This is a genomic window from Johannesbaptistia floridana, assembly GCF_057440575.1.
The window spans coordinates 1-11,724 of sequence record NZ_JALKVM010000243.1; the positions used below are offsets into that span (position 1 = coordinate 1).

An 11,724-nucleotide genomic window follows, 5' to 3' on the forward strand; every position below is an offset into this window, starting at 1 on the left:
CGCCAAAAATAATATCTTTTTGTTTTTGTCTTTCGTGGGAATAGCTATAAGCAAACTTTGGTAAGGGCGCAAGCCTTGCGCCCCTACATACTTAATTACTACATACTTTGCACTCTACTTAATTATGAGCGATCGCCTAGCGTCCTTCTAGTGCTTAAAAAATGGTGATACAAGATACCAGTAGGTTGGGCCGGGAGATAACCCAACATTAATTTTATCTGGCTATCGGTGTACAAGCTTTAGGAATCAAATCAAAAATTCAAGCTAGGAAACCAACTGATGTCAAATTTGCCAAATGAACCAATAAATCCCCGCTACGACAAATTAAAATCATTGTTAGCAGCAGAACAATGGAAAGAAGCAGATGAAGAAACAGCAAAATTAATGCTAAAAATCATGAATCGGGAAGAACAAGGTTACTTAGATGATGATGATTGTCGCAATTTTCCGCCACAAGAGTTGAAAATAATTGATCACTTATGGGTAAAATATAGTCAAGGTCATTTTGGCTTCTCGGTGCAAAAACAAATTTGGATTGATTGTGGAGGCACACCAGGAGAGTGGGATTTAGAGGTATTAGACAAATTTGGCGATCGCGTTGGTTGGCGCTCAGAAAATCAATGGAAAGCTTATAACGAGCTTTCTTTTACTACATACTCTCCACAAGCACACCTCCCGTTTGGTGGTGGTTTGGCTGGGGATGGGTTAATTATCTCTTTTCTCTTCTCTAAACTATAACACCATTAGGATTTAGGGAGATCAACTTTTTTTTCCAGCAAAAGATTAATAACGCAATCAAAGGACTTTCAGCGATTCATTAACTGTTACGCGACCTAGCTTGCATTATACTTGAATTTAATCATCATATCGATTTTTTCTCAATCTTGACGAAAATTAGGGAAAAAAAGTAACAAATTATACCAAACGGCAAGAGGTAATCCCACGTGTTATCAATAGCAGTCACTATACTTTTGAGTCTAATGAGGGTCTGCTGAAAAAGTAAGTTTTGGTGAGAAGAAAGGCAGGAGGCTCCGAGGCAGAAGGCAGAAGGTAATAATGATTTATGAATTTTTTAGTAATTAAAGAAAAAAATGCACTCTTTTTAGCATAATACATTCCTCAACCTTGCACTTTTTTAAGTATAAAATCAGCTCAAATCTTTGTCCACTATAAGTTCTAGATTTATTCAGCAAGCCCTAATGAGTACGGCGAGCCTTTTCGTGTAGTTAAAGTGGAGAAATAGTTAAGGAGGGTAACAGTTCAATAGGCTAGTATAAATGTACCAAGTTGATGTAAAATAATTAAAACCCTCACTCGCCGTCGTTAAACATGTATGATAATATCTGTAAATTTATTGCGGAAAAATTCTCCTCTGATTTAGCTCAATGGCTATTGGGAGAACCTATCAACCTAACAGTAGTGCGACCCGTTTCTAGAGGGGCTTAAACTCTAGACACTAGAACCAGTAAGGGTTTTAGGAGAACTGACCGATTGATGAGGGTTAAATTCCCCCTCGTGTAGTGCCACGTTAAAGCATCCTGGATAGGCGTGAGACTGGTTATCAATCGTCTAAAGCTCCAGAGAAATGGGGATAAGCTGGTAGACCAAACTGGTGACCTCCCCTAGCAAAGTTGCTCAAGACTAGGTGACACGAACCCTGTCAAAGCCTCGTAAGGTTTATCCTGCTAAACGGTTCTGATAAGCAGGAGACAAACAGTCAAAGATTGAATGGATATTAGAATTACTGTGCTAATATCGCACTCCACAAGTAAATCCGGGGTAGTCAGGGAGTCTAAAAGCAACGTGAAATCAAAGGTCGGAACGGGGAAAACCTCTTATCACCTCTTAGATAGGTCGATATCTTTCGTAGTAACCAGCGCAAGGGATAAGGGGCAAGGATGTTAACCGAAGCTAACGCCCTCTTGTAATGAGAGTGGATATGCAAAAAGTTAACCGATTACTTGAAAGATATAGTCCCAAATAGGAGACAAATAAAGCATGAATGAGATGAAAATCGAGTATAGCGACTGGCAATCTATCCCCTGGAAACAAGTGGAAAAAGTTGTCTGGAAGCTCCAAAAGAGAATATATCGAGCCAAAGTAGCGGGTAACCAGAAGCTAGTCAAGCGTCTGCAACGGTTGTTAGTTAATAGTCGTAGTGCTAAAGCCCTAGCCATACGTAAAGTAACCCAAGAAAACAGAGGTAAGAGAACCGCCGGGGTTGATGGACGTAGAGTCCTGACACCCAAACAACGCATGGGTCTACTTAAAAATCTACGGATAGATGGAAAAGCCAAACCGTTAAGGAGAATTTATATTCCTAAAGCAAATGGTGAAAAGAGACCCCTATCTATTCCAACTATATGGGATAGAGCAGTTCAAATGTTACTAAAACTGGCATTAGAACCAGAATGGGAAGCGGTTTTCGAACCAAACAGTTATGGATTCCGACCAGGTCGGTCGTGCCACGATGCTATAACGGCAATTTTCATACAAATAAGCCAAAAGCAAAAATGGGTGTTAGATGCTGATATAGCGAAATGCTTTGACAAAATTAACCATGAATATCTACTGAACAAATTAGGGGATTGTCCAGTAACTTTCAGACGTCAAATCAAAAGGTGGCTAAAATCGGGGTTCATGGAAAACAAAGAACTATTCCCTACAAGTGAAGGCACGCCACAAGGTGGAATCATCTCACCATTATTGGCAAACATTGCCTTACACGGAATAGAAAATCAGCTGAACGAATGGGTGAAAACGTGGAAGGGAAAAAAGAAAGACAATTTGAAGTCATTCTCATTCATAAGATATGCGGATGATTTCGTGGTAATACACGAATCAAAAGAAACGGTAGAAAGAGCGAAAGAAATCATAAGCTCACTCCTCGAACCAATCGGGCTACAACTTAAGGATGAAAAGACAAAGCTAGTGCATACCTCAGATGGGTTCGATTTCCTCGGATTCAACGTGAGACAATACCCATTGTCTAAACATAATTGCGGTAAGAAGTCAAACGGAGAGAAATTGGGATTTAAAACCTTAATCAAACCCTCCGAAAAGGCAATCAAAAAGCACTACCTCAAGATAGCAGACATCATAAGAGCAAATAGAAGTGTGTCGCAGGATATACTGATAGGACTCCTAAATCCAATAATCCGAGGATGGTGCAACTACTACTCCGGAGTAGTCAGTAAAAAAGTATTTTCTAGCCTAAGACACCTCACGTATGGGGTTCTTAAGAGATGGACGGAACGCCGACATCCTAATAAAAAGAAGAAATGGGTTAAGAATAAATACTTCTTTGAAGTCAACGAAGGAAAATGTAAGGTAGATGTGCTCAGAACGAAATCCCGAAAATGGGTTTTTAAATCCGAAAAGGGAAATGAACTATACGAGCACGATGATACACCAATTGTTAGACATGTTAAAGTCAAAGGAAGCGTAAGCCCCTACGATGGAGACAAGGTTTATTGGGGACAAAGGCTATCAACATCAAAAGGACTAACAACCAGAGAGCAAAAACTATTAAAACAGCAAAAAGGTAAATGTACAATCTGCCACAAAGAGTTTCAACACAATGATATGTGGGAAGTAGACCACATAATTCCTAGATGTAAAGGTGGTAAAGATACGTACGATAACTTACAGCTGATACATGCTCATTGCCATGACGCAAAAACTAGAACAGATAGGAGCCTACGAAAAGATACTCATGACAAGAGTCAAGTAGTTGAGGAGCCGGATGAGGTGAAAGTCTCACGTCCGGTTTTGAAGACGAGTGCTGGAGGTGACTCCAGTGCTTAGTTTAACCTTGAACCAACTGAGCTACAAGTTGAACCTATCCGTGCTGATAGTGTCATCTTCCTGCAATCAGCTAATAAAATATTGCATGTTGAATTTCAAACAGACCCAGTTCCTAACGTACCGTTCAGAATGACTGATTATCGACTGAGGTTGTATCGCATTTATCCTGAAAAAGAAGTTTATCAAGTAGTAATTTATTTAAGAAAAACTGGTTCAAATTTAGTTAATCAAACAACTTTTTCTTTAAATGAAACACAGCATCGCTTTAATGTAATCAGGCTATGGGAAGTGCCATCAGAACAACTGTTAGAATACCCAGGACTATTACCATTTGCTGTTCTATCTCAAACAGATAATCCAGAAGACATATTACGGCAGGTAGGAAATGAAATAGACTCAATTGAAGATAGAACTCAAAAAAGTAACTTAACGGCTACCAGCGCGATTTTAGCCGGTTTGGTTTTGGATAAAATATTTATCAATAGAGTATTAAGGGAGGAAATTATGAAAGAGTCAGTGATTTATCAAGAAATACAAGCTGAAGCTGAAGCAAGAGGAAAACAGTCAGGACTAGCTGAAGGCAAACAAGTAGAAGCGGCTAATCTAGTTCTGAGACTATTAAATAAAAGAGTGGGTACAATTTCTGAAAATGTAACTGAACAAATCCGCAATTTATCGGTAGAAGAATTAGAAAACTTAGGAGAAGCGTTACTAGATTTTCAAAGCTTGTCAGATTTAGAAACTTGGTTAAATAATCAAAAATAACTTCTTAGTTATATTTAAAGTATATCAACTATATAGGTATTTAATTATATAAGTTTTTTTTTGGATAAAGGGAACCATTGGTTCCCTTAAATTTTTTCTCTATCCATAGCGAAATAATTTTATCCCTTTGGAAACTAACCCTTTTTTGCCAAATTCCAAATTCATACCAAATTGGGTTTTCCCACGTTTCTTTATTTTTCTATCTCTACGAAAGTTTAAAAGTCATTCTCTTCCCACACTTCACTCATTACTTCAAGACTTCAAAAATCATTACTCATTACTCAACCACAACCAGTAACTTTGGGTAAAAATGCAAGGTCTGAGGAGATGATCTTCTCCAAAACTTGCCACCAGTTCTTGATTTTAAGTTAATGTTAAGTAATAAGACTTAATTATTATCAATGAAACTAAAAAAATGACCAATAAACAACTACAACAACTGCTAATTGACAAATGGGGTTACTCTTTTGATATCCAGTTAAGAAAATTTAAAAATAAGATTTTTGTACAAGTAATGTGGAGATATTTAGAACAAGCCTCTTTTCCTCTCTCGGAAACAGAATATTTAGAACACCTTAATGGTATTCTTGCCTATCTTAATGCTTGGGGTGGATTAAATCAAGTGATTACTTATATTCAAACTACCAAAGAAAAACCCCGCCTAGGTAAAGTTGTTAGTATTCCTTTAGATTTGGGTGAGAGGTCTTCTGAATGGATATTAGATTGAGTATATAGTTAAAATACAATATGGAAACAGTAAGTAAGTACCTAGAAAGACTACTAGCAATCATCAACGGGATTATTTTTTTCTCGATTGGGGGAAAAAATGGCATACCATTAATTGTTCTCTGGTTAGTGGCTGGGGGCTTATTTTTAACCCTGAGAATGAAACTGATAAATTTATTCGGGTTTAAACATGCGATCGCCATTGTGGCGGGTAGGTATGATCAAGAAGAAGAAGTGGGAGAAGTCTCTCACTTTGCTGCTTTAAGTGTAGCTGTTTCTGCTACCGTCGGTTTAGGAAATATTGCTGGGGTAGCTATTGCTATTAATATAGGAGGTCCTGGGGCAGTTTTTTGGATGACTCTAGCGGGTTTTTTGGGGATGGCTAGTAAATTTACTGAATGTACTCTAGGTCATAAATACCGCCAAATTAAGTCTGATGGTACAGTGGCAGGAGGTCCTATGTACTATTTAGAAGCAGGTTTAGCTAGTTTGGGACAACCTCTTGTGGGTAAAATTTTGGCTACTAGTTTTGCTCTTTTGGCGATCGCCTCTGCCTTAGGAAGTTCGAGTATTTATCAAGCTAATCAATCTCTAGTAGCTGTTACTACTGTTATTCCTAGCTTAACTAATTTTAGTTGGATTTATGGTTTAGGAGTCGCAGTTTTAGTGGGTTTAGTGATTATTGGGGGAATTCGTCGTATTGGCTTAGTAGCAGAATTTTTGATTCCGATTATGTGTGGCATTTATATTTTTGCCTGTGTTTGGGTAATTGTGGCTAATTTCTCTGTAATTCCTAAGGCAATGGAAACTATCATTACCCAAGCCTTTTTCCCTAAGGCTGTGACTGGAGGGGTTACTGGGGCAATAATTCAAGGCTTTCGACGTTCAGCATTTTCCTGTGAAGCGGGTGTAGGAATTGCGGCGATCGCCCATGCGGCCGCTAAAACTAGTGAATCGGTGCGGGAGGGTTTTGTCGCCTTGCTAGAACCTTTTATAGATACTATTATAATTTGTAACCTTACGGCCCTAACTTTAATCGTTACAGGTGTTTACAATGACCCCCAATATCAAAACTTACCAGGTGCCGCTTTAACTTCAGCAGCTTTGAGTACGGTAGTTAGTTGGTTTCCCTATGTTTTAGCGATCGCCGTTTTCTTCTTTGCTTTTTCTACGATGATTACTTGGGGATATTATGGTCAACTGTGTTGGAGTTATCTATTTGGGGAAAAAAGCGCGATTCTCTATCAGATTCTCTTTTTACTAGCTATATTCCTAGGTTCAATTATTAAGCCTCAAACAGTGATTGAGTTTAGTGATGCCCTATTTATTACTATGGCTTTCCCTAATTTAATTGGTCTTTATTGTCTTTCTCCCCTAGTTGCTAGAGAATTAAATAATTATTGGGAAAAATATCTTTATTCTTAAATAAGTAGTGGTTTTCTTTTTAAAAAAGTGCCAAGTAGGGGCGCTCTTGCTTGCGCCCGGCTTTTTAAAAAAGTGCCAAGCAAGGCTTGCGCCCGGTGCTCATACTCAAAAACTTACTTTTTCACCCGTACCCTATATACTCATCAAAAGTTTAACCTTGGCAAACCCAATTAACCAGGGTACGTACGGGAAAACCTGTAGCCCCGGAGTTATCTACACCCTGGGGTTTTTCTGCCCAAACAGGTCCCGCTATATCTAAATGTGCCCAAGGGGTCTCGTTTACAAACTGTTTGAGGAATAAAGCTGCCGTAATCGCACCACCTGCACGAGAACCAGTATTCTTCATATCAGCTATTTCTGACTTCATTTTTTCAAAATAAGGTTCTTCTAGGGGTAACTGCCAGAACTTTTCACCTGCTGATTCTGAGGCTTTTTTGATCTCTGTAGCGAGTTGCTCATCACTACTCCATAAACCCCCAATATTATCTCCTAAAGCTACTATACAAGCACCTGTAAGGGTAGCTAAATCTACAATCGCATCTACTCCTAATTTTTCAGCAAATACTAAGGCATCGGCGAGGGTTAGGCGCCCTTCAGCATCGGTATTATTAACTTCAATAGTTTTACCATTGGAAGCCTTGAGAATATCTCCTGGGTGCATGGCGTGCCCACTAATCATATTTTCGGTAATAGCACTGATGAAGTGAACTTCTACTCCTTCTGGTTGTAATTGCGCGATCGCACTTGCGGCCCCAAAGGTAGCGGCAGCTCCTCCCATATCCATTTTCATGGTTTCTATGCCACTGCCTGCGCCTTTGATATTTAGTCCACCGGAGTCAAAGGTTAAGCCTTTCCCGACTATAGCTAGTTTCCGTTTTGGTGTTGATTTAGATTTATAGGTTAAGTGAACAAATTTTGGTGGTAAGTCTGAAGCCATTGCTACCCCTAAGAATGCTCCCATTCCCAATTCTTCACATTCTTTTTTTTCTAATATTTCTAACTCTAAACCGTTTTCTTCGGCGATTTTGCTGGCAGTTTCTGCTAGAGTTACGGGGTTAATGATATTAGCGGGAGCTGCCACTAATTCTCTTGCTAAGATTACTCCATTAGCTATTTTCTCCCCCCGGTTAATAGCTTCTTCTTCTCCTGCTAATCCTAATAAATCAATCGTATTTAATTTTAGTTCCCCGTTTTCTTCTTCTGATTTAAAACGTTTATCCTTGTGTAATGCTAAGATTATACCTTCGGTGATTGCTTGAGCTATTTTAGCTGTCTCATCCTTCTTAATTAGGGGGAAATTCACAGCTAAGGTTTTTACTTTTTCCTGGTCCGCTATACGAGCTACTGCTGCCGCACCACATCTAATTGTATCCAGGTTAGCTTCTGTTTGTTTTCCTAACCCTACTAAGATAATTTTGCGAATGGGACTTTTACTACCTATACGAGTGAATACCATTGTATTAGATTTAGCGGTAAATTCTGTATCAGCAATTAATTCACTGATACTAGAATCTAGTTGACTATCTAACTTAGCTAAATCATCAGTTAATTGTGTTTGTTCTTCCCACATAGCGATCGCCATAGCATCTCCAGTCCAATCTAGTTGTGGCGTTGCTGTTGCCTGAATTAGCATTATTTTTTCTTTTCCTTGGTTACCAGTATTTTTTTTATTGTAGCAATCTTAACTTAGTTCATTTTTTGATAATTAATTCTGGTATAGGTTGATTAGTCAAGCAATACCAATAGCAGGCATAGAGATTTGGTTGTTGTTTATTTAAACTTGCTAAGGCGGGAGCTGCGGGAAATGGCCACAGGCGATCAAAAATAATTTCTTGACCATGACAGCTAAATTGCAGCAGATACACTGAATTGGTTGCTTGTAAAAAGTTTAGCAACTGATATGCTAATTTATAGACAGATTGACGCAGGCGATCATTTAAATGAATTGGTTGTTGATAAGAGTTAGGTATTGCTCCTTCACCAATTACTTCTCCGTAAACTGGTCCTTTTGCGGTTAAGATAATTGGTAACCATAAATCACCAAAAACTGATGTTTCTCTATCTACTCTGTAACCTAGTCTTTCTTTTACTTCTGTTCGTAATCCCGAGACATCTTTACAGATTTCATATATTTTCTGGGCGGGAAACACAAAATAATTAGGTATCTCAATCGTTAAGGGACAATATATGGTCGTTTTTTCGGGATTTGATTCGTTCTGCTGAGATTTTAGCTTGACTGCTGGTGCCACCTCAATTTCTATGGATTCTTCTGTTTGGGTTTTTCCTATTGTTTGGTTGGCGATCGCTTTTTCTAGAGCTTTAACCATTTTATCTGTTGCTGGTGAAATAGGAACTATTTTATTTTTTTCTTGGATTTCTGCATTAATTACAATAATAGCTTTATACATACTCAAATTTCTTTAGCTGCATTCGTTTGTATGATCATTTTAGGAGTACAGGTATGAATGAGTAGACCTGATTCATCCTGAGATGTCCGTTGGTAGTTAGGGCTATTTTAGATAAATTTAATAAGTTTTTTGAGGATTTCCACAACCCATCAACCACTCAAGACAGCTTATCTATAAGCCGGTATCGAACAATTTTAGTTTTTCCTTGCACTTGTGACAATTTAAACAGATAATATTTTAAAGTTTAACGAAAAATAGTAAATATGGAATTAACTTTTAATACTTTTCAACCATCTGGTATTCTTGATGGAACTCAAGCAGATGATTTTCGTGAAAGAATCACTGAGATGATTGAACAAGGAGCCAAAATTATTTTGATTGATTTTCAACATGTTACTTTTATGGATAGTTCTGGATTAGGAGTTTTAGTGCTTTCCTGGAAAAGAGCTAGAGCTGCTGATGTAGCACTTTATTTATGTTCAATCAATGAACAAATTGCTATGTTATTTGAGTTAACTAGTATGGATCGGGTTTTTGAAATTTTTGATAACCCTCAAGACTTTCAGGAAAAAGTTATCAAATCCTAAAAACTAGTTAATAGTTCTAGTTATTTTTGTATTTACTAAAAGTTAACTAAAGTCAACTTGAATAATCGATAAATCATCGGCAAAATCTCTATAGGGATTAATTTCACTGACTTTAGCTAACAACTCATCTAAATGATCGTGATATTGATAATGAGTTTTAAGTGTATCAATAAAATTCTGCATTCCCCAGACTATACCATAACTAGTTTCAATCTCATAAATACCATCACTAAAAACATATAGCCTAGAATTAGGAATAATTGAACAACTTGTCTCTTGATAATCGGCTTTTTCAAACAAACCAATGGGAAAGGCTTTTAAATTCAAACAAACTTCCGTTGGTATTCCTCTAGAATCTCGATAAATTAACACAGCGGGAGGATGACCTGCACTACTGTAGACAAGTCGATTTCTCTTAAGATTATAAACTCCATACCAGATAGTGTAATAGTAATCGTGGTTTTGAGTCATAAAAAAGGTACGGTTTAAGCCAGCTAACACTTCCTTAGGACGGTAAAAATTAACTTGATTTAAATTACGAGACCGCAATAAATTAAGTAAAGACAAAGAAGGAAAAGCAGCTTTTAAACCATGTCCTGAGACATCAATCAAATAAATCGCTAAGTTATCTTTGTCTAACCAATAATAATCAAAGCTATCGCCACCGAGTTGCCGAGAAGGAATGAACTCAGCTTCAATTTTCGTCTTTTTTCCCACCAGAGGCTTGGGTAAAATAGAGCGTACATATTCTGCCGCTCCTTCTAATTCTTGTTCTAAATGTTGTTTCTCTAATTGTAATTCCTGATGAAGACAATATACTCTCAAAGCCGAACGAACTCGCGCTTTTAACTCATGATGCTTGTGCATGACTGTTTTGGATAAAAAGTCATCACAACCTGCATCTAGACCAATTACTTTGTTTTCTTCGGTAGAATCTGCACTTGTCAACAAAATAAAGAAACTAGTAGATAATTGAGGATTAGATTTAATTTTTTTACAAACATCTAGTCCCGTAATTCCAGGCATTCTCCAATCACAGATAATTAGAGCCGGTTTTTCTTGATGGGCAATTTTCACCCCTTCTTCACCACTACTTGCTATAAGAATTTTGTAACCTTCAGGAGCTAAAATTCTCCTCAACACTACCTGAATTGTTGGGTCATCATCAATAATCAGGATTTTCATCATAAAGGTCAAATAATAAGATTAAAGCACAAAAAAGCAAGTAACAAGATCTATAATATGGCATAAATGTTGAATATGAGCAGGATTATTTGCTTTTAAATGGACTGAATAAGTTAAAAGATTTGTTAACTTAATTAAATTATTATCATAGCTCAAATCTATATTTAGCTAAAATGTAAAAGAAAATAGGTGATACTACTAGTTAAACGAGGCAAGACTACCTTGCAAGTGTTCAAGAAATTGTCTTTTACAGTAGAAACTGAATTAAAAGCTTTAGAGCAAGTTTTATGGGAATTAGAAGAACTGAATCAGTCATGGATTCCCCAGGAAGATTGGTTACAATGTAAACTAGCACTGGCTGAGGGCTTTACTAATGCGGTACGTCATGCTCATTCTGGTTTAGAGCAAAATATTCCTATTAATGTTGAAATTCTGATAACTAATGCTCAGATAGAAATTCGCATTTGGGATTATGGTCCTCCTTTTGATTTAGAAGCTTTTATGAAAGCCCATAAACATCTTCCCTCTCCTTCTCTACAAGCAGGCGGACAAGGTTTACACATACTCAAAAAAATTGCCGATCATTTAAGTTATGTTCGTAGTCAAGATCAACGGAACTGTCTCCTCATAGTTAAGCAATTTACCTCCAAGGTAAATCCTGTTTAAATTATAGGCTCTCCCGACTTTACTTTTGATAACCAAAACAAGTACGATTATAGGAAGGAACAGCGGTGGGAAGAGAGCGCTTCCGGCGCAATGGGTAGCCCACCGCGAGAGAAAACCTGCTCAAAATTGCCAGCCTTTACCAGTTAATGGTTTGG

The 11,724-nt window shown here is 37.6% G+C and carries 9 protein-coding genes and 1 pseudogene; 7 read left to right on the top strand and 3 right to left on the bottom strand.

What is annotated here, in order from left to right; translation table 11 throughout:
• The first annotated feature begins 279 nt into the window (after positions 1-279).
• The 5 genes and pseudogenes from MW688_RS15335 (at position 280) to MW688_RS15355 (ending at position 6,723) form a co-directional block, all read left to right on the top strand.
• On the top strand, positions 280-738 hold the full coding sequence (locus tag MW688_RS15335) for a GUN4 domain-containing protein (RefSeq protein WP_486736884.1): 459 nt from the start codon (positions 280-282) through the stop codon (positions 736-738).
• A 1,260-nt stretch (positions 739-1,998) separates the two neighbouring features.
• On the top strand, positions 1,999-3,807 hold the full coding sequence (ltrA, locus tag MW688_RS15340; RefSeq protein ID WP_486736885.1) for a group II intron reverse transcriptase/maturase: 1,809 nt from the start codon (positions 1,999-2,001) through the stop codon (positions 3,805-3,807).
• Between the two features lie 27 nt (positions 3,808-3,834).
• Positions 3,835-4,572 (top strand): annotated as a pseudogene (locus tag MW688_RS15345) (Rpn family recombination-promoting nuclease/putative transposase); the annotation flags it as partial.
• Positions 4,573-4,987: 415 nt separating this feature from the next.
• Positions 4,988-5,299, top strand: coding sequence for a DUF3067 family protein (locus MW688_RS15350; protein WP_486736886.1), 312 nt, complete (start codon positions 4,988-4,990; stop codon positions 5,297-5,299).
• A 20-nt stretch (positions 5,300-5,319) separates the two neighbouring features.
• On the top strand, positions 5,320-6,723 hold the full coding sequence (locus MW688_RS15355; protein WP_486736887.1) for an alanine/glycine:cation symporter family protein: 1,404 nt from the start codon (positions 5,320-5,322) through the stop codon (positions 6,721-6,723).
• A gap of 151 nt (positions 6,724-6,874) precedes the next feature.
• Here MW688_RS15355 and MW688_RS15360 read toward each other — a convergent pair whose 3' ends face one another.
• Together MW688_RS15360 and MW688_RS15365 are read right to left on the bottom strand one after the other, a co-directional pair.
• Positions 6,875-8,356 carry a leucyl aminopeptidase gene (locus MW688_RS15360; RefSeq protein ID WP_486736888.1) on the bottom strand — a complete coding sequence of 494 codons (1,482 nt, stop codon included), beginning with the start codon at positions 8,354-8,356 and terminating at the stop codon, positions 6,875-6,877.
• 58 nt (positions 8,357-8,414) lie between these two features.
• On the bottom strand, positions 8,415-9,131 hold the full coding sequence (locus MW688_RS15365; RefSeq protein WP_486736889.1) for a hypothetical protein: 717 nt from the start codon (positions 9,129-9,131) through the stop codon (positions 8,415-8,417).
• A 263-nt stretch (positions 9,132-9,394) separates the two neighbouring features.
• On the opposite strand from MW688_RS15365, the gene MW688_RS15370 reads away from it, so the two are divergent.
• A complete protein-coding gene (locus tag MW688_RS15370) occupies positions 9,395-9,718 on the top strand; it encodes an STAS domain-containing protein (protein ID WP_486736890.1) in 324 nt (107 codons plus the stop codon).
• Positions 9,719-9,760: 42 nt separating this feature from the next.
• On the opposite strand, the gene MW688_RS15375 is transcribed toward MW688_RS15370, so the two are convergent.
• On the bottom strand, positions 9,761-10,906 hold the full coding sequence (locus tag MW688_RS15375) for a SpoIIE family protein phosphatase (protein ID WP_486736891.1): 1,146 nt from the start codon (positions 10,904-10,906) through the stop codon (positions 9,761-9,763).
• A 189-nt stretch (positions 10,907-11,095) separates the two neighbouring features.
• Between MW688_RS15375 and MW688_RS15380 the strand changes: the two genes are divergently transcribed.
• Positions 11,096-11,569 carry an ATP-binding protein gene (locus tag MW688_RS15380; RefSeq protein ID WP_486736892.1) on the top strand — a complete coding sequence of 158 codons (474 nt, stop codon included), beginning with the start codon at positions 11,096-11,098 and terminating at the stop codon, positions 11,567-11,569.
• Positions 11,570-11,724: the final 155 nt, after the last annotated feature.

Coding starts and splice junctions, on each gene's coding strand:
- MW688_RS15360 (WP_486736888.1), bottom strand. CDS start 8,356: ATGCTAATTCAGGCAACAGCAACGCCACAACTAGATTGGACTGGAGAT.
- MW688_RS15370 (WP_486736890.1), top strand. CDS start 9,395: ATGGAATTAACTTTTAATACTTTTCAACCATCTGGTATTCTTGATGGA.
- MW688_RS15365 (WP_486736889.1), bottom strand. CDS start 9,131: ATGTATAAAGCTATTATTGTAATTAATGCAGAAATCCAAGAAAAAAAT.
- MW688_RS15335 (WP_486736884.1), top strand. CDS start 280: ATGTCAAATTTGCCAAATGAACCAATAAATCCCCGCTACGACAAATTA.
- MW688_RS15350 (WP_486736886.1), top strand. CDS start 4,988: ATGACCAATAAACAACTACAACAACTGCTAATTGACAAATGGGGTTAC.
- MW688_RS15355 (WP_486736887.1), top strand. CDS start 5,320: ATGGAAACAGTAAGTAAGTACCTAGAAAGACTACTAGCAATCATCAAC.
- MW688_RS15375 (WP_486736891.1), bottom strand. CDS start 10,906: ATGATGAAAATCCTGATTATTGATGATGACCCAACAATTCAGGTAGTG.
- ltrA (WP_486736885.1), top strand. CDS start 1,999: ATGAATGAGATGAAAATCGAGTATAGCGACTGGCAATCTATCCCCTGG.